Origin of the sequence: Arenibacter troitsensis (genome assembly GCF_900177645.1) — a bacterium.
Lineage (GTDB): Bacteria > Bacteroidota > Bacteroidia > Flavobacteriales > Flavobacteriaceae > Arenibacter > Arenibacter troitsensis.
Genome location: NZ_FXAO01000007.1, coordinates 19476 through 38196 on the forward strand (window position 1 = coordinate 19476; position 18721 = coordinate 38196).

The following is an 18721-nucleotide window of genomic DNA, read 5'->3' on the forward strand; positions in this document are numbered from 1 at the left end:
AAAAGGTTTTTTTATTGATGTGTTAATCTATTTACTCTATTTGGGGTCTTTCTTTTTGTTTTGCGTTTTCATAGATTCCCCAATCATGTTACTGGCCGTAAAGGAGGCTACCATATTGTTTAGCATGTCGCTTCCCGCCTGTGGCGAATTGGGTAACAGTATTAAATTGGTGTTGGTAGCTTCCCCAATAGATTGCAGCGTATCATAATGCTGTGTAACTACTATTAGGGCAGAGGCTTCTTGGGAGTTTATACCCACTTTGTTGAGTACTTCTACAGATTCCTCCAATCCACGTGCAATTTCCCTACGTTGATCCGCAATTCCTTGTCCTTGCAATCTTTTGCTTTCCGCTTCGGCTTTTGCCTTTTCAACGATTAGGATACGTGCCGCATCACCTTCAAACTGTGCCGCAATTTTTTCCCTTTCGGAGGCATTAATACGGTTCATGGCTTCTTTTACCTGAGCATCCGGGTCAATATCCGTTACCAAGGTCTTTATAATATCATAACCGTAATCCAACATAGCATCTTGAAGCTCTGTTTTTACAGCTATGGCAATATCGTCCTTTTTTACGAAAACATCATCCAGTTTCATTTTGGGAACTTCCGCACGCACAACATCGAAAACGTAGGAGGTTATTTGATCATGTGGATACTCCAATTGATAAAAGGCTTCATATACTTTGTTCTTAAGAACAACATATTGGACGGATATTTTAAGTTTTACAAATACATCGTCCAAAGTTTTGGTCTCAACAATCACATCCAATTGTTGAATTTTAAGCCCAACACGGGCTACAATGCGATCTACCAATGGAATCTTCATCTGTAGACCAGAAGTTCGCACGCTATTGAATTTACCAAAGCGCTCGATGATAACAGCTGTTTGTTGCTTAACTATAAAAAAGGAAGAAAATAGAATAACAAAACCGATAAGTAATAACGGTATCAGTAAAAATGAACCCATGATAAAGTGTTTAAAATTAGCTACTGAATTTACGAAAGACTTTGTAGATATGTTGTATTTTCTACAAATATGTTACATACCTGAGGTTATACTGTATATTTTGAGGTACATAAAGGTCTGTTTTTGTAAATTAATCGATAATGTCGGTGTCTATAGGAGGCTCAGGGCCGTTTTAATTCTATTGATACTATCGGTTTTACCTATTAGGGCCATAATGTCGAAAATATGGGGCCCTTTCATTTCGCCAACAATGACCAGTCTGAGTGGGGGCATTACTTTTCCAAAGGATAGTTCATTTTCTGTTATCCATTGTTTTACCTGGGTTTCAAGGTTTTGTGATCCGAAGTCGTCCAACCCTTCCAAATGGGAAACCAACTGGCCCATAATGCTTGCAGTATCTTCTTTCCACTGCTTTTTAACTGCTTTTTCATCATATTCACTTGGAGCTAAAAAGAAGTAATTTCCCAATTCCCAAAAATCTTTTACAAAAGTGGCACGCTCTTTAATTAGGTCAACCACCAGTTTTACAAATTCGGCATTATTTTTATCGTTTGGGAGGGTTATCCCTTTAGTATTCATGTGCAGCATAAAGGCATTGGCAAGTACTGTATTGTCCTGAATTTGCATGTAGTGCTGATTATACCATTTGGTTTTGTCTGGATCAAAGCGTGCTCCTGATTTGTTGACCCTCTCCAAGCTAAATGTGGAAATAAGTTCTTCTAGTGAAAATATCTCTTGTTCAGTACCTGGATTCCAGCCTAATAGGGCCAAGAAGTTCGTGACAGCTTCAGGAAAATACCCTGCTTCCCTATATCCTATGGAATCGTTCCATGTAAGGGGAAATACCGGAAATCCCATTTTCTCCCCATCCCTTTTGCTAAGTTTTCCTTTGCCCACTGGTTTCATGATTAGGGGCAAATGGGCAAATTTTGGGGCTTCCCAACCAAAGGCATCGTATAGTTGCTGGTGTAGCGCCAAAGAAGGTAACCATTCTTCTCCGCGTATAACATGTGTAATGTCCATTAAATGGTCATCCACTATATTGGCCAAATGGTAGGTGGGCATGCCGTCGCTTTTAAACAAAACCTTATCGTCCAAAGTATTGGTATCTATTTTAATATCGCCCCTTATAAGATCGGTTAAATGTAATTCCGAGTCCTGAGGTGTTTTAAATCTTATGACATATTCTTCCCCGGCTTGTAGTTTGGCTTTAGTTTCCTCTGGACTTAAAGACAATGAATTGGAAAGCTTTAACCTATTGTGATAATTGTATATGAAGGTTTTTCCCTTTTCTTCATGGTCTTTTCTATGAAAATCGAGATTCTCATTGGTATCAAAGGCGTAATAGGCATGGCCCTTTTCGATAAGGCTATCCGCATATTTTTGATATAATTCTTTTCTCTCGCTTTGCCTGTAGGGACCATATCCACCATCTTTTCCTGGGCCTTCATCGTAAGGTATATTACACCAATTTAAGGCTTCTATTATATATTGTTCTGCCCCTTCTACATACCTATTTTGATCGGTATCCTCAATTCTTAGAATGAAGTCGCCCTTATGCTTTTTGGCGTACAAATAATTGAATAAGGCGGTTCTAACACCGCCAATATGTAGAGGTCCTGTTGGACTGGGAGCAAAGCGAACTCTTACTTTCTTGGTCATGAAGTATTATTTTTGCGCAAAGATACATAAAGCGTTCTATTTTGGGATTCGGTTTTGGTTGCTTTGGGACTAGGGGGCTTTTTTGTACCTTGGTTATAAAATGATCTAATTTGGATAATTATAATAAAATATTAGATAAGCTTAATGCCTTTATTGCAAAGTTCTATACCAAGATGTTGCTTAAGGGGTTACTTCTTTTTTTGGCATTTGGATTGCTTTTCTTTTTGGTGGTAGTTGGAATAGAATATTTTTTGTGGTTGAGTTCTACTGGGAGATTGTTGCTTTTAGTGCTATTTGTTGGTGTTGAATTGTATTTGTTGTGGAAATTTATTGTTACTCCTTTATCTTTCTTATTAAGATGGAAGCGGGGCTTAAGTAATAAGGAAGCCTCCCTTCTTATAGGTAAACATTTTCCTGAGGTAGAGGATAAGCTTTTTAATCTATTGGATTTAGCCGAAAGTAATACTAAGTCGGAATTGCTGTTGGCCAGTATTCAACAAAGATCTATGGAATTGAGTGTTGTTCCTTTCGTAAAGGCTGTGAATCTTAAGGAAAATATAGGATACGCCAAATATTTATTATTACCTCTTATTATTTTCGTTTTAATTTGGGTATCTGGGGATGTAGTTTCCTATTTCAGTTCGTATAAGAGGGTCGTTAATTACGATTTGGCCTATGAGCCGCCCGCTCCTTTTACCTTTAAATTATTGACTTCTAGTTTGGATGTGCTGGAGGGCAAATCCTTAACGGTTTCGTTAACCACGGAAGGGAGGGTTAAACCGGAAAGTGTTTCCATTGTGGTAGATGGTAAGGAGTTCCTTTTGCAGTTCAAAGAGGGGCTTTACCAATACGAATTTACCCGTCCTTTGAAGAGTACTTCCTTCTATTTTATATCTAATGGGTTTAGGTCAAAAGAGTTTTTTTTAAATGTTCTTACGGCTCCTAGTATTGTAGATTTTGAAATGTTTTTGGACTATCCGGATTACACTGAAAGGGAGGATGAGGTAATTAAAAGTACTGGTAATGCTGTTTTTCCTGAAGGAACAAGTGTTTCATGGAAGATGAAGACCCGTACTACGGATGAGGTTCTTTTTAATGTAGGGGATAGTATTCAGAGGTTTCATAGGGTTGGGGACATATTTAATTTCAATAGGCGGATTTATTCTAATTTGGACTATGAATTGTCCATTTCTAATGGAAATGTTGCTAACTATGAAAAGTTGGGTTATCGCTTTACCGTTGTTAGGGATGCTTTTCCGAGTTTACGGGTAGATCAGGTTCTTGATTCCTTAAATCCTAATCTATCATATTATGTAGGGGAGGCTACAGATGATTATAGGTTGAACACGGTTAGATTGATCTATTTTAAGAATGGTCGGGAGAATAAGAATGTTTTGGTGTTGTCCAATCCAAATGTGAATTATAATAAGTTTTATTACACCTTTCCGTCTGGTTTGGATTTGGAGGAAGGTGAGGTTTATGATTTCTATTTTGAAGTTGTGGATAATGATGCCTTTCATAATGGAAAGGTGACTAAGAGTCAAGTCTTTAGTTCGGTTTTGCTCAACGATAATCAATTGAAAGACAAAGAATTAGTGTTTCAAAAGTCTATTCTCAAGAATCTGGACAAATCTTTGGAAATGTCAAAGGAACAGCAGAAAAATTTAAAGGAGATTAATAGGCAGGATAGGGAAAATAGTGGGCTTAGTTTTTCAGATCAAAATAGGATCAAGGATTTTTTAAAGCAGCAGGAGGTGCAGGAGGATTTAATGAAAAAGTTTAGTGGGCAATTGAAGGATAATCTTAAGAAGTCGGAAGAAGATAGTAAGTTAAAGAAACTTCTAGAAGAACGTTTGGAAAGGCAGGAGTTGGAGGCTAAGAAGAATGAAAGGTTGTTGGAGGAGCTGAATAGGTTGGCAGAAAAGATGGACAAGGATGAACTGGCTAAGCGGTTGGAGGAACTTGGTAAGAAGCAAAGATATGCAGATCGTAATTTGGAACAATTGTTGGAGCTGACCAAACGTTATTATATTCAACAAAAGGCGGATCAGCTTAGTATGGAATTAGAAAAGTTGGCAGGTAAACAGCTATCATTAATTTCCGAGGAATTTGAAAGGAAAAGGAAGGAATTAAAGGAGGAACAGAGTAAACTGGGTTCTGAATTTGATCGGGTTTCTAAGGAATTGGAAGAATTGAGGAAGGATGATACTAGTCTGAAGAAGCCAATGGGTTTGAAGATTGATGAGGAGAAAATTGATGCAATTAGGCGTGAACTTGATGATGCTTTGGAAGAGATTGGTAAACAAATTAATTCAGAAAATGGGTCTCAAGATGGGAATAATCTCTCCGAGAAGACTAAATCCAAACAAAGGTCGGCTGCAAAAAAAATGAGAGATTTGGCGGACGATTTGTCGGCTGCTAGTTCTGGTGGAGGAGGGGGTTCTTCTACTGCGGAAGATGCTGAGATGCTGAGGCAATTATTGGATAATTTAATCACTTTTTCTTTTAAACAGGAAGGATTGTATAAGAGTTTGGCCCAGACTGAATTGTCAGGTACGGTTAACAGTACAGGTATTAAAAGACAACAAGAATTGAGGGAATTGTTCAAACATGTAGATGATAGTTTGTTTGCCTTATCCTTGAGACAGGCTGAACTCTCAGAATTCGTAAATGAACAAATTACTGAAGTGTATTATAATTTGGATAAGGCTTTGGAGAGTATGGCGGAGAGTGAAATGTATCAAGGAGCTTCTTATCAAAAATATGTTCTTAACGCAGCTAATAATCTAAGTGATTTTTTGGCCAATGTTTTGGAGAACTTACAGCAGAGTATGAGTCCAAGTATGGGTAAGGGGGAGGGAGAAGGTTTTCAATTGCCGGATATTATTTTGGGCCAGGAAAAGTTGGGTGAGAAATTGGCAGAGATGGGAAAAAAGGGCTCTGAAGGCGGTAGTTCTGGCGAGGGAAAGAAAGGCAAAGGAGAAGAAGGTAATTCTGGGAAGAATGGAAATGATGGTAAAGATGGTGATGGAGAGGCAGGAGATAATGGTAAAGAAGGCGGTAATGGCAAGGGGAAGGGTTCTAAGGAAGGGCAAGGATCTGGAACCGGCCAGGGTGGCGGAGGTGGAAGCGAGGGTGGTTCTGGTGGAAGTCAGTGGGGGCCTAGTGAAGAGGAACTAAATGAATTATTTGAGATTTACAAAGAACAGCAACTATTGCGAGAACAACTTGAGGATCAATTAAAGAACCTTATTAATAACGATGATCGTAAGTTGGGTGAAAAATTGTTGAAGCAGATGGAGGATTTTCAAAATGATTTATTGAGAAGTGGAGTTACCCAGCAAACTATTAATAAGATGAACAACATTAATAGGGAAATGTTGAAGTTGGATAATGCCGCTATTAAACAGGGCAAGTCTAAAGAGAGGGAGAGCAAGAGTAATGTTAATTTCTTTGAGAACCCCATTCTTACTAGGCCCTCAATATTAGATAATTATCGTAATGATGTGGAGATTTTAAATAGACAAGCATTACCTTTGCAGCAAAATTTTCAAATAAGGGTGAAAGAATATTTTAGGATTGATGATTGATTTCCACTACGAAACAGATTTTAGTATTGATGATGAAGCCAAGTTTGCCGATTGGATTAGTAGGATAATTCTTTCGGAGGATAAGGTTTTTAGCCAATTGGATTTTATATTTTGTGATGATGATTATTTGTTAAAGATAAATCAGGACTATCTTGATCATGATACCTACACGGATATTATTACTTTTCCTTATGAGGATATGAGTGGCATAGCTGGAGATATTTTTATTTCTATTGAACGAGTGAAGGAAAATGCACTGGATTTCGGTGTTGAATTTTACTTGGAATTAAAGCGGGTTATGGCACATGGGGTTCTTCACCTTTTGGGATATGGCGACAAAAGTGAAGAGGAAACCATGCAAATGAGGCTAAAGGAAGATGAAAAAATTAAATTGTTCCACGTGGAACATTGAAAATTATGTTTGAAAAGGAATACGATGTTATAGTGGTTGGAGCTGGTCATGCTGGAGCGGAAGCTGCTGCTGCTGCTGCCAATTTGGGTTCTAAAACCTTATTGGTTACAATGAACTTACAGACCATTGGACAGATGTCCTGTAATCCTGCAATGGGCGGAATTGCTAAGGGACAGATTGTTCGGGAAATAGATGCTCTTGGTGGATATAGTGGTATTGTTAGTGACAAGAGTGCCATACAATTTAAGATGCTCAATAAAAGTAAAGGCCCAGCCATGTGGAGTCCTAGGACTCAAAATGATAGGATGCGGTTTGCTGAGGAATGGCGAATGGCTTTGGAGAATACTCCAAATGTGGATTTTTATCAGGAAATGGTGTCTGGTCTATTGGTAGAAAATGGTCGTGCCGTAGGGGTGAAAACTTCTCTTGGATTAGATATTAAATCAAGAGCTGTAGTGCTAACCAACGGTACCTTCTTAAATGGATTAATTCACATTGGGGACAAACAGTTTGGTGGGGGAAGGGCTGGTGAAAAGGCCGCTACTGGCATTACTGAACAATTAGTGGAATTGGGTTTTGAAAGTGGTAGAATGAAGACGGGTACACCTCCACGTGTAGATGGTCGTTCATTGGATTATTCAGTTATGATCCCACAACCTGGTGATGATATTCCCGAGAAATTTTCATATTCTGACACCAAGGCTTTGACCCATCAGAGGGATTGTTATATGACCCATACCAGTCTTTTGGTTCACGATTTGCTTAGGGAAGGTTTTGATCGCTCCCCTATGTTCAATGGTAGAATTAAGAGTTTGGGGCCTAGATATTGTCCTTCTATTGAAGATAAGATCAATAGGTTTGCTGACAAGGATAGTCATCAGCTTTTTGTTGAGCCGGAGGGGTGGAATACGGTGGAGGTCTACGTTAATGGATTTTCGACTTCCTTGCCAGAGGATGTTCAGTACAAAGCTTTGAAATCTGTCAAGGGTTTTGAAAATGTGAAGTTCTTTAGGCCGGGTTATGCCATCGAATATGACTATTTTCCGCCTACACAGTTGAAGCATACATTAGAAACCAAGCTTATAAATAATTTATATTTTGCTGGACAGATTAATGGCACAACGGGTTACGAGGAGGCAGCTTCACAAGGTTTAATGGCTGGAATAAATGCACATTTAAAAATCAACGAGAAGGAGGCTTTTATACTAAACAGGGACGAGGCTTATATTGGAGTTTTGGTTGATGATCTTATTACCAAGGGTACTGAGGAGCCTTATCGGATGTTTACTTCCAGGGCGGAATACAGGACTCTTTTACGTCAGGATAATGCCGATTTAAGACTTACGCCCAGGAGTTATGAGATGGGATTGGCTAGAATTGATAGGTTGAAAAAAATGGAGGAGAAGGAGAGAAAGTCCAATGCTTTTGTTGAATTTTTCAGGGAAACTAGTTTTAGACCAGATGATATTAATCCTATTTTAGAGAGTGTGGATTCGTCTAAAGTTAGGCAACCCGACAAGATGTTTAAGGTGTTTTCTAGACCAAGGGTTACAATGGATCATATGTTGCAATTGGAGGAGGTTTCTGCCTTTGTGGCTGAGAATAATTTGGACAGGGAGATATTGGAACAAGCGGAAATTCAGGTTAAATATTCAGGTTATATCGCCAAAGAAAAGAATAACGCAGATAAGCTACAGCGTCTCGAAAATATTAAAATTCCCAAGGGATTTGACTATAGTAAGCTTAAATCACTTTCTTATGAAGCTAGGGAAAAGTTGAAGGCAATACAGCCTGTAACTATATCCCAGGCCTCTAGAATTAGTGGGGTTTCTCCTAGCGATATTAGTGTATTGCTGGTCTATATGGGACGATAGATTTGAATGGAATACTAAATGTTCCACGTGGAACATTGGTCAATTTCATGCGTTTTAATGACTATTTAAGCAACTAAAAATTTGGTATTATAGAAAGGTGTTTGTCAAGTTAAATTGGCAATCACTTTTTTTTGTGCTTCTATGGAATATGCTGTTTGGGCTAAGAAAATTAATTAATGGCTAAAACTACTGGTAAATATTTTATCCAAAATATCTAAGTACCATCATGCTATTATTTGTATTTTTTGATTTGGGATTGTCTTGTAAAAATGACATTTAGGAGTCGCGGATGTATACGTGTAATTATTTGAATTGTACTATTGTTTTAAGAAGTTTGAAATTTATGTTTAGGTCATATTAATGTTATTTGAAGCAAGAAAGAGAGAATATGAATTTGATATTTTTTAAATCTTTTGGAAACTTATTGTAACAAGTCTATTTCAAATTTGTTTTCACTTATTGTCAATTTAATGATGAAAGTTTTGGCTATGTATTTTATTTGAAAATATGTTATTGAAGATTTCTTTGGGTTAGGGTATTGTAGTTGTAATAGCTAAAATCTTCCTGTCATTTCACTTTTATAGACTACGGTTTTGAAGTATCTTCGTAGCTTATGAAAATGATTTTTATCGGCCTTACGGAACTATGAAGCTTTATTTGGAAACCAAGGATTATACCCTCACTGGAGAGTCGTTTAAATTAATGCACGATCCTGTTTTGGACATGTTGATTACTGAACCACAACCAGAGAATCTTGGGCGGTATTATGAAAGCGAAGATTATATTTCCCATACCGATGCCAAGAAGTCCTTGGTGGATAAAATGTATCATACGGTAAAAGGTTACAATCTTAAGAGTAAGCTTTCGCTAATTAATTCCTATGCGAGTACGGATAAAACCCTTTTGGATGTAGGAGCCGGTACTGGTGATTTTTTGGTGGGAGCAAAACATGATGGCTGGAAAATTACGGGTATTGAACCCAATGGATTGGCAAGGCTTAAAGCAGGGGATAAGGGTGTTTTACTTTTGGATGATCTGAACACTTTACCAATTGGTCAAAAATTTGAGGTTATTACCCTTTGGCATGTTTTGGAACATTTACCTGATCTTGATTCGCAGATAGCCAAATTGGTCGGACTCCTAACTGAAGACGGAACCTTGGTGGTTGCGGTTCCCAATTTTAGATCTTACGATGCCGAATATTATAAAGAGTATTGGGCGGCTTTTGATGTGCCACGGCATCTTTGGCATTTTTCCCAAAAGAGTATTCAAGCTATCTTTGGAAAATATGGAATGAAATTGGTACGGACCAAGCCCATGTTTTTTGATGCCTTCTATGTTGCTCTTCTTTCCGAAAAATATAAGAATGGCAAACAAAACTTTATAAGGGCTTTTTTAATTGGTTTAATTTCCAATTTCCGCGCTTTGAGGTCTAAGGAGTATTCCTCCTTGATCTATGTGTTTAGAAGGCACTAAAACACATTTTAAAGGCCTTTAAGAGCAGTTGTGCTGCCGAAACGATAAATGACATTAGGCTCTTGAGAAGTGTTTTTTATGGCCAATTTAAGCGGGTCAAAAGAATAGTTATTTTTGATGGTTTTGGTTTTTGTAATCAATTTATTTTATTGTATACATATGCAGTGTTTTTATCTGGTGAAATGGGTGTTTGGTGGGGCATTGGAATTAAGGGGTTACTGTTATGAATAATATTATTTTTTCTCTTATTGTAAAAAAGCTTTTCTATTTTTGCCCAAATTTAAACTAAAGAGAAAATGAAAAAATTAGTTTTGGCGGTGGTATTCATTGGAGCAATATCTTGCCAGCAAGAAAAAATAGCTTTTGTGGATAATGTGAAGTTAATGGACACTTATCAGGAGAAAGTGGATATTGAGGCTAAATTCAAAACAAGGAGTGACGCTTTTGGTAAAAAGAGGGACAGTATTTCTCAGGCTTTTCAAATAGAAGCTCAGGCTTTTCAGGCAAAGGCCCAAAAAATGGCACAGGCCAAGGCTCAAGAGGAGTATGGTCAATTACAGCAACGCAGTCAGTTTATAGGGCAACAGTTACAGCAGGAGGAACAACAATTGCAAATGCAGGGACAAACGGAGATGGATAGTTTGGTATCGAAAGTAAAAAAGGAGATTAAGGCCTTTGGAGAATCAAATGGGTATTCCTTTATTTTGACCGGTGGAGACGGGGGAAGTGTACTTTACGGTAAAGAGGCACATAATGTTACTGATGCTATCGTTAAAATTTTAAACGATAAATACAAAAAGGAGTAAAGTTTTAGAGGTGCTATCCATAAGGACTTATATTTAAAAAAACCTTCGAAGATTAATTCGAAGGTTTTTTTGATTTGTGGGCTATGTTTTCCTGTTTGATTCATTTTAAGATATGCTCAGTATTGTGTAGCGCTAGATTAGTGTATATGTAGCAGGCTATAAGAGATTTGTTAATCTATTTTGTAACGCTAGATAAGTATTATATTTAAAACGCTCCACGAGTTGATTATATATTTTGGATTGTCTAATTATTTAAAAAATAAATATTCATTTTATTTTTGAGTTAATCTAAACTTGTACCACACTTAAGAAATAATTTGGACAGTTTAAGTATTTATCTTACAATTGATGTGCTGTTATGAAATATATGTTAAATTTTATCGCATTAGCTGATATTTCGGTAGGTTCATCGTATTTTTACCCCCATTCCCCCTTAACATTTTATTAAGAGCAATCTTGAGGTGAGTTTTTTGCTTTGATTTGGCTTCCAAGTACTTACTAAATCGTATACGTTTAGGTAAGATTTTTTTAACAAATTATTTATTATTAACCCCACAAACATTTATGAATTATGAAAACAAAAATTACTTTATTTTTATTAATTAACACTATTTTTTTCTATCAGGCCTATGCCCAGTGTACGGGTGCTGATTTTGAAGAAAGAAATGGGATTGCCATTTTGGAAATGGAATCAAAATTGGCGGGTAGCTGGCGGAAGGAATCCGTTTCCAATGCATCTGCCGGTTCGACTCTTGCTTACAGGGGATCGGATTCATTTGGTGCTCCAGGTAGTTCTGTAATTACCTATAGTGTTAGAATTAATTCTCCAGGTACTTACCGATTTATTTGGAGAAACAAGATTGGTGTAATAGCCAGTAGTAACCCCTCAACCGAGCATAACGACTCTTGGCTTAAAATCAATGCCTCTGATTTTTTTGGATTAAAGGGCACTCACAGGGTTTACCCTGGTGGTTCTGGAAAATCTCCGGTGGCCAATGGGGCTACATCTGGTGGTTATTTTAAAGTTTATACAAATACGATTGATTGGAGTTGGTCTACAAAGACAAGTGATAATGATGCTCATTTTGTTTATGCTACTTTCAATCAAACTGGGGTTTATTCCATACAGGTATCCGGCAGATCAAATGGGCATCTTATAGATAGAATGGTTCTGTACAAAGAGAGTAGCTATTCGGAATCCACAGCCCAAAACTTGTCAACAGCCCAGACAAATTGTAGTGGAGGTTCTACCCCTCCAACAACACCTACCCCTCCAACACCACCTCCAGCAAACAACACTCCACCAACTGTGAGTTTTTCGAACATCACTAACGGACAGAATTTTTCAGTAGGCAGTAGTTTATCTGTTGGACTATCTGCAAATGATTCTGACGGTAGTATTTCGAAACATGAACTTTTTGTTAATAATTCTTTGGTTGATACTGACGGAGCATCTTATTCACCATATCAATTGACCCAACTTAGCGCAGGCAGTTACTCACTGAAGGCTACGGTTACAGATAACAGTGGCGCAAGTACTTCGGCAACGGTTAACTTCACCGTAGGAGGTAGCACAACACCTCCTCCAGTTCCTACCCCGCCTACCGGCAATAATCCGCCAACTGTTAATTTCACCAATTTCAGTAACGGACAGAGTTTTTCAGTTGGAGGAACTTTGGCCATAGGACTAAATGCAAATGATACAGATGGCAGTATATCCAAACATGAAATTTTTGTGAACAATGTATTGGTAGATACAGACGGAGCATCTTACACGCCTCATCCGCTTGCCTTGACAAGTTCAGGAAGTTATTCAATAAAGGCTACTGTTACAGATAACAGTGGCACTAGTACTTCTACAACTGCAAATATTACAGTTGGAAGTGGTTCTCCTACCCCTCCGACTCCGCCAACAGGCGGAAGTAACAATCCAATAGTTAATTTTTCCAACTTGAGCAATGGTCAACAAGTGGCAATAGGAAGTACTGTTTCTGTTGGAGTAAACGCTAGCGATGCGGATGGAAGTATTGTTAAATATCAAATTTATGTAGATGGTATATTGGTGGATACGGATGGGTCCAATTATACGCCGCATCCAATTGTTGGTATTTCAGCCGGTAATCATGAGATAAAAGTAATTGTAACAGATAATTCCGGAGCTACAGCTTCGAGTACAATAGTTATAGTTGCGGGTTCAGGGACACCAACAAATCCAACTCCCACACCTTCCGCTATAAGTTTTAATTTAATTAATGCCTCCTCTAATGCAAGTATTGGTCCACTTTCCAATGGCACATCAATTAGTTCAAATGATGCCCAGGGGGTTAATGTAAGGGCCAATGCACCAACAAATACACAAAGTGTTGTCTTTACCCTTTCGGGTGCATTGTCTAGAAGCTGGACAGAATCTGCCGCGCCTTATGCTCTATTTGGTGATACAAATGGAGATTACATTCCTGTTAACCTGCCCAACGGTTCTTATAGTTTGAAAGCTGTTGCACATTCGGGCAGTAATGGCTCGGGAAGTATTATTGCCAATACAACAATTAATTTTTCAATAGCTGCTAGCTCTGGGCTTACAGCGAAAACCATTGCCTACCCCAACCCTGTAAAAAGTGATGGCAGAATTAGCCTTAAATTGCCTACAGGTACTTCCGGCGAATATACCTATTATGTGACCAATGCACTTGGTATTCAATTGGAAAAGGGAGATTTTACAACGTCAGAATCACAAACCGATATTGAATTACAACTTTCCAATTTGGGAAGACAAATACCTGGAGTTTATTACTTGACACTTGTTTCTTCAGTTTCAAAACAGACTATTCCCATAGTACGGGAGTAAAAGATAGAGTTAATTTAACTTATAAAATCAGCTTCCATTTGAAGCTGATTTTTTTTATATAGCAACATTAAAGTTATTAATTGAAACGGAATTATCTTAGTTTGTTACACGAGCCGAGGTAATTTCCTAAGTACATATCTATTGAGATTGATCATTAGGGTATTTCTATGGATAACCGACTTATTAGTTTAAATTTGAGTAAAAGGAAGATTCAATTTCATGCTTGCCGTAATGAAATTGTATGTTCATCGACTAAACAAAGGTGTAAGTTTTTAGCTAAGATGATGCAACTTTAGTATTAATGCAGGAACATTGTAAAATAAATAGTAACGCAATTCTCATTTTTGCCAATTCCTCCAAGGAAGAATTGAAACATAAGTGTATGCCCAAGGGTGGTGTATTATTTCAAGGGTTAACGGAACATGCAATAAATACGGCAAAAAAAACAGGACTTCCCCATTTTCTTATTACCGAAAAGGAGCAATATGGAAATTCTTTTGGGGAAAGGTTTGTAAATGCAATCAAATCCATTTTCGATAAGGGATATGATAATGTTATTACCATAGGGAACGATACCCCCCAATTAAAATCCTCCGATATCATAAAAGCTTCCAGGCTACTTCAAGCTAAGAAAGCTGTTTTGGGGCCTTCCAGGGATGGTGGTTTTTATTTAATGGGTCTCCATAAATCCCAATTTGATGTTAGGGCTTTTATGGACTTACCTTGGAAAACAAATACACTTACAAAAAAAATAACCACACTAATTGAAGCCTCCAAGGTAGATGTAATTCAACTTCGTATCTTGTTGGATTTGGATACTAGCGAGGATTTACAGAGGATTTTAAAAGGGTTAAAAGATACTTCCAAAAAGATCTTTCTACTAATCCTCTCCTTGGTTGCACCATTTAGAGAAATTATTGTTCAGGGTTTTGTTCCTTCAGTCTTTAACTTTAACAACACTTATTTTAATAAGGGTTCTCCCTTTCCACTTCATTAGCTAGTATTGGTTAAGGAAATATATTTCCGTAACATTCTTCTCCCATATCCTAAAAATCTTAGTTGCCGGATAGTACCCCGGTATAGTGGCTTTCTGCCCTCTTCAAGGTTTTACCATAAAGTTATGGGATAAAAAAATTATTAATAAAGGAAACCAACAAAACCTAGGTTTTCCAAAATAACTATTTAAAATATATATTATGGCAGATTCTTATTATGACCCGGCAGATTTACGCAAGTTTGGAAATATAACCGAATGGAGCGAGGAACTTGGTACCAAGTTCTTTGATTACTACGGAAAGGTATTTGAGGAAGGGGCCCTTAGTGCTAGGGAAAAATCCCTAATCGCTTTGGCAGTGGCCCATGTGGTTAAGTGTCCCTATTGTATTGATGCCTATACCAAAGACGGTCTGCAAAAAGGGATAACTAAGGAGGAGATGATGGAAGCGGTACATGCAGGTGCGGCCATTGAAAGCGGTGCAACCTTAGTACATGGAGTTCAAATGATGAATAAGTACAATAAGCTTTCCATGTAAAAAAGTGCTTTAATACTATGTAAGAATGGCAACAAAATCTTTAAAGGCAAGGCACAATGCCCTTGTCACAGATAATAAACAATTGGAAATCCTTGAAGGCGGTATTTTCGAAAATGGGGAATTACCATATTTTAAGGATAAAATTGCCCAAATTGGGCAGTTTCCATTGCGCCCAAAAACATTGGAAATTCTACAAATCAATGTTGGGTATATGTGCAATCAGGTTTGTGAACACTGTCATGTGGATGCAGGTCCCGATAGAAAGGAAATAATGACTAGGGAAACCATGGAGCAATGCCTGGAGGTCATCCGCAATACGGGTGCCCATACTTTAGATTTAACAGGAGGTGCCCCGGAGATGAATCCCAATTTTAGGTGGTTTGTGGAAGAGGCTTCTAGAGCAGGGGTAAAGGATTTTATTGTACGTTCCAACCTTACCATCATTAGGGCCAACAAGAAATATTATAATCTTCCGGAGTTTTTTAAAAAATATAATATCCATGTTGTTTCGTCCATGCCCCATTACACCCGTGGCAAAACGGACAAACAGCGGGGAGAAGGAGTGTTCGACAAGTCCATCAAAGCACTTCAGGAACTGAACGCCGTTGGTTATGGTATGCCGGATAGTTCGTTGCGATTGGACCTGGTCTATAATCCCTCTGGCGCTTTTTTACCAGGAGACCAATCAGCACTTGAGCGCGATTTTAAAAAGGCACTGATGGAAGATTTTGAAATTCAATTCCATAATCTCTTTGCCATAACAAACTTGCCAATAGCCCGTTTTTTGGATTATTTAATGGCTTCAGGGAATTATGAAGATTATATGTATTCCCTAGTAGAGGCGTATAACCCTTCCGCCGTGGAAAATGTTATGTGTACCAATACTATTTCGGTGAGTTGGGATGGATGGTTGTATGATTGCGACTTCAATCAGATGTTAGGGCTTAAAGTGGCCAGTAAGATCAAACATATTAAGGATTATAACGAGGAGGTTCTTACAGATAGGAACATTATAGTTTCGCAGCATTGTTTTGGGTGTACGGCAGGAGCGGGGAGTAGTTGTCAGGGGTCGGTAACCTAAAATTGTTTATTAAAATTATGCCAAAGAGGTTCTTTGCATATCGGAGGTGAAAGGACCAATTGGTTTGTTGGGTTTTAAAAAAGGGCTTAACTATAGTTTTTTTGAGCATTTTATCGATTTAAACATATTTTTAGCACTTATATTTAAATAAAAGGCCGGAATTGGAGTTAGGGTAACAGACTGAAAAGTCTGTTTACCCAAAACCAAATCTTATGGACAAACAATTGAAACGCATGGCTACCATGCAGCGCATACAAACCACCGGCTTGGAGATTTTTTACCAAAAGGGCTATTTTAATACAAGTATTGATGATATATTAAAGGAGCTCTCCCTTTCAAAAGGAGCTTTTTATTACCATTTTCAATCCAAGGAAGAGTATTTTATAAGTATTGTACAGAATCTACTTTTTAGAAAGGTCTATAGTAGTTTAATTGAACCAATAGAAGGTCAAGAAGACCCCTTGAACAAGATTGTAGCCTGTTTTGATGATGCGTTGGAAACTGCAGAGCATAACTTTCTGGATTATGGATTCGTTTTAAGTAATTTTATTACTGAATTTAATGGGAAGAACCCTGATATAATGAATTATCTACAGGACATTTTGAAGGTGTGGGAAGTTAATTTGGTAACAGCCCTTCAAAAAGGAAAAACGGATGGATATGTTGACAGGCATATAGATAGTGAAGCTGTGGCCACCTACCTAATTTCGTCCTATATCGGGATACGTACATTGATGGTTGAAGGCAATAGTAAGATGTTGCGATATAAGTATATTCAACAGCTTCGTCAATACTTCAAATTAATAGAGTACAAAGAGCCGGCATAGTTTGTTGTTTTAGGATGAAGCTAGATTCCGTTTTGGAAAGTCCACCGATTTAGAGATCTCCAGTATTACAAAGCGATTAAGAATAGAGGTGAAGTTTAAGCCTAACACGATCAACTTCCCATTATCAGTTTATTTATATGTCGCATTGAAAAGCCATTAGTGCGACTTCTTATTGTTGATCTTTCGCTCTGTAGAATTGATTACTAAGGTCATTTCGACCAAAGGGAGAAATCTCACTTGTGGCTCAATTCATTAAGGATTGAATTCCCCTGCTGCTCACGGTTTCCCTTCTTGGCGTTCTCCAACCCTTCAAAGTGCTTAGAATATTCGTGAAGCTTCGTCAGTATGTATTATCTATTTCCCATGATTGAGTGTGTATATACGTTAAGTTAAAGAGCCATTTGTTCGACTTCTTGTCGCTCATGCTTCGCTTTGAAGAAGTGTCGAGGCCAGTCAACCACGCTGCAAAAAATAACCCGAATAGTTATCGTGATAATTGTCTGTTTATCATTTCCTCAATTTTAGAAAGAACATCCTCAGGTGCTATGGTGCGCATTACATTTTCATACCCGGGAGGGTATTTGTTTCCATAGACCGATGTTGGGATCAGCGGAAATTGCTCCCTATCCGCCAACAAGGCATTTTGAGGATCTTGTTTAAACGGATAGAATCCCGCATACGGATGGGTTACACCCCATAAGGTTAGGGTAGGGATTCCAAATAATGCAGCTAAATGGGCATTACCGCTATCCATGGCCAACATTAAATTTAACTGTGAGATTAAAGCCAATTCCTCCTTGAAGGTCAATTTTCCCACCAGATTAATACTGTTCTCGAAATTACGTTCCCATTTATCCAATATAGTTTTTTCCCTTTCCCCTCCACCAAATAACAATATTTTGAAGCCACTGGTTTTGTTTAGGCTATGAACTACCTTTTCCATCAAATCCAAAGGATACATTTTGCCGTTAAATGCTGCAAAAGGAGCAATACCTATCCATTTTTGTTCCTTGCCCTTTAACAATTTCTTTGTGGAAGGGGCTATAGCCCTTTTAGGTAGTGGATTTGCTTTTTCCATATCTATTGGCATGGCCAATTTCCCAAAAATATCCGCATAGCGTTGGTGGGTAGTTTTCAAAGGTTCAAAAACTTTATGGGTCAGGGAGGTCAAAGCCTTCTTTCCTGCCCTGCCTTTATCCACTTGGACAAACGGAATTGATCCCAACTTAAAATACAGCCTAAGGATGTTGCTGCGTAGTACATTGTGCATGTCGGCAACCATATCTATATGGAGACTTTTAAGTTCCTTATAGAGCTTCCAAAGTCCAAAAACGCCCTTGTGCTTCCCTTTTACATCCGCCTCGTAAACGGTTACATTATTGAGTTCAGAAAAAAGAGGGCTAAAAAACGCTCTGGTAAGCACGGTAATTTTAACCTTGGGATATTGCTCCAATAAAGCGGCTATAATAGGAACTGTCATGGCTACGTCTCCCATGGCCGACAATCGAATTACCAGAATATGTAATCCTTCCCCAGCCGAAGATGCAGGTTCTTCAATTCCATTTTTAGCGGTCTCAGAATGGGCGATTGGAATTTTGGGCGCTATTTCCATTTATATATTCAATAATCCCTTAAATATGGGAAGGCAAA

The 18721-nt window shown here is 38.1% G+C and carries 13 protein-coding genes; 10 read left to right on the forward strand and 3 right to left on the reverse strand.

Annotated elements, in window-relative coordinates; genetic code table 11:
- Positions 1 to 36: 36 nt before the first annotated feature.
- Both B9Y87_RS15550 and gltX read right to left on the reverse strand, forming a co-directional pair.
- Entirely contained in the window at positions 37 to 966 is a 930-nt protein-coding gene (locus tag B9Y87_RS15550) for an SPFH domain-containing protein (RefSeq protein ID WP_085499907.1), read from the reverse strand.
- A 150-nt stretch (positions 967 to 1116) separates the two neighbouring features.
- Positions 1117 to 2628, reverse strand: a complete 1512-nt coding sequence (gene gltX, locus B9Y87_RS15555; RefSeq protein WP_085499908.1) for a glutamate--tRNA ligase — start codon at positions 2626 to 2628, stop codon at positions 1117 to 1119.
- Positions 2629 to 2738: 110 nt separating this feature from the next.
- Here gltX and B9Y87_RS15560 point away from each other — a divergent pair, with 110 nt between their 5' ends.
- The 10 genes from B9Y87_RS15560 (at position 2739) to B9Y87_RS15605 (ending at position 17071) form a co-directional block, all read left to right on the forward strand.
- Positions 2739 to 6218: a coiled-coil domain-containing protein gene (locus B9Y87_RS15560; RefSeq protein ID WP_085499909.1), complete on the forward strand. Its 3480-nt coding sequence runs from the start codon at positions 2739 to 2741 to the stop codon at positions 6216 to 6218.
- Complete coding sequence (gene ybeY / locus B9Y87_RS15565; RefSeq protein ID WP_085499910.1) at positions 6211 to 6630, forward strand: rRNA maturation RNase YbeY; 420 nt, start codon at positions 6211 to 6213, stop codon at positions 6628 to 6630. Before B9Y87_RS15560 ends, ybeY begins: the two co-directional genes overlap by 8 nt.
- A 5-nt stretch (positions 6631 to 6635) precedes the next feature.
- Complete coding sequence (gene mnmG, locus B9Y87_RS15570) at positions 6636 to 8504, forward strand: tRNA uridine-5-carboxymethylaminomethyl(34) synthesis enzyme MnmG (protein ID WP_085499911.1); 1869 nt, start codon at positions 6636 to 6638, stop codon at positions 8502 to 8504.
- A gap of 645 nt (positions 8505 to 9149) precedes the next feature.
- The gene (locus tag B9Y87_RS15575; protein ID WP_085499912.1) at positions 9150 to 9980 is read left to right on the forward strand and encodes a class I SAM-dependent methyltransferase; all 831 of its coding nucleotides are present in this window, start codon (positions 9150 to 9152) and stop codon (positions 9978 to 9980) included.
- Positions 9981 to 10276: 296 nt separating this feature from the next.
- A complete protein-coding gene (locus tag B9Y87_RS15580) occupies positions 10277 to 10786 on the forward strand; it encodes an OmpH/Skp family outer membrane protein (protein WP_085499913.1) in 510 nt (169 codons plus the stop codon).
- A gap of 571 nt (positions 10787 to 11357) precedes the next feature.
- Positions 11358 to 13631 (forward strand): Ig-like domain-containing protein, encoded by a 2274-nt coding sequence (locus B9Y87_RS15585; RefSeq protein WP_085499914.1) that lies wholly within the window; start codon positions 11358 to 11360, stop codon positions 13629 to 13631.
- 301 nt (positions 13632 to 13932) lie between these two features.
- A complete protein-coding gene (locus B9Y87_RS15590) occupies positions 13933 to 14628 on the forward strand; it encodes a TIGR04282 family arsenosugar biosynthesis glycosyltransferase (RefSeq protein WP_085499915.1) in 696 nt (231 codons plus the stop codon).
- 199 nt (positions 14629 to 14827) lie between these two features.
- Positions 14828 to 15163, forward strand: coding sequence for an arsenosugar biosynthesis-associated peroxidase-like protein (locus B9Y87_RS15595; RefSeq protein WP_072860116.1), 336 nt, complete (start codon positions 14828 to 14830; stop codon positions 15161 to 15163).
- A gap of 25 nt (positions 15164 to 15188) precedes the next feature.
- Complete coding sequence (gene arsS, locus B9Y87_RS15600) at positions 15189 to 16244, forward strand: arsenosugar biosynthesis radical SAM (seleno)protein ArsS (protein ID WP_085499916.1); 1056 nt, start codon at positions 15189 to 15191, stop codon at positions 16242 to 16244.
- Between the two features lie 212 nt (positions 16245 to 16456).
- The gene (locus B9Y87_RS15605; protein ID WP_072860114.1) at positions 16457 to 17071 is read left to right on the forward strand and encodes a TetR/AcrR family transcriptional regulator; all 615 of its coding nucleotides are present in this window, start codon (positions 16457 to 16459) and stop codon (positions 17069 to 17071) included.
- A gap of 484 nt (positions 17072 to 17555) precedes the next feature.
- Here the strand turns inward: B9Y87_RS15605 and B9Y87_RS15610 are convergent, their stop codons facing one another.
- Positions 17556 to 18683 (reverse strand): glycosyltransferase family 9 protein, encoded by a 1128-nt coding sequence (locus B9Y87_RS15610; RefSeq protein ID WP_317045135.1) that lies wholly within the window; start codon positions 18681 to 18683, stop codon positions 17556 to 17558.
- Positions 18684 to 18721 lie beyond the last annotated feature (38 nt).

What these genes read in the sequence shown, in the direction of transcription:
- B9Y87_RS15605 (WP_072860114.1), top strand. Translation starts at nt 16,457, where the DNA reads ATGGACAAACAATTGAAACGCATGGCTACCATGCAGCGCATACAAACC.
- B9Y87_RS15580 (WP_085499913.1), top strand. Translation starts at nt 10,277, where the DNA reads ATGAAAAAATTAGTTTTGGCGGTGGTATTCATTGGAGCAATATCTTGC.
- B9Y87_RS15585 (WP_085499914.1), top strand. Translation starts at nt 11,358, where the DNA reads ATGAAAACAAAAATTACTTTATTTTTATTAATTAACACTATTTTTTTC.
- gltX (WP_085499908.1), bottom strand. Translation starts at nt 2,628, where the DNA reads ATGACCAAGAAAGTAAGAGTTCGCTTTGCTCCCAGTCCAACAGGACCT.
- arsS (WP_085499916.1), top strand. Translation starts at nt 15,189, where the DNA reads ATGGCAACAAAATCTTTAAAGGCAAGGCACAATGCCCTTGTCACAGAT.
- B9Y87_RS15575 (WP_085499912.1), top strand. Translation starts at nt 9,150, where the DNA reads ATGAAGCTTTATTTGGAAACCAAGGATTATACCCTCACTGGAGAGTCG.
- ybeY (WP_085499910.1), top strand. Translation starts at nt 6,211, where the DNA reads ATGATTGATTTCCACTACGAAACAGATTTTAGTATTGATGATGAAGCC.
- B9Y87_RS15590 (WP_085499915.1), top strand. Translation starts at nt 13,933, where the DNA reads ATGCAGGAACATTGTAAAATAAATAGTAACGCAATTCTCATTTTTGCC.
- B9Y87_RS15595 (WP_072860116.1), top strand. Translation starts at nt 14,828, where the DNA reads ATGGCAGATTCTTATTATGACCCGGCAGATTTACGCAAGTTTGGAAAT.
- mnmG (WP_085499911.1), top strand. Translation starts at nt 6,636, where the DNA reads ATGTTTGAAAAGGAATACGATGTTATAGTGGTTGGAGCTGGTCATGCT.
- B9Y87_RS15550 (WP_085499907.1), bottom strand. Translation starts at nt 966, where the DNA reads ATGGGTTCATTTTTACTGATACCGTTATTACTTATCGGTTTTGTTATT.
- B9Y87_RS15610 (WP_317045135.1), bottom strand. Translation starts at nt 18,683, where the DNA reads ATGGAAATAGCGCCCAAAATTCCAATCGCCCATTCTGAGACCGCTAAA.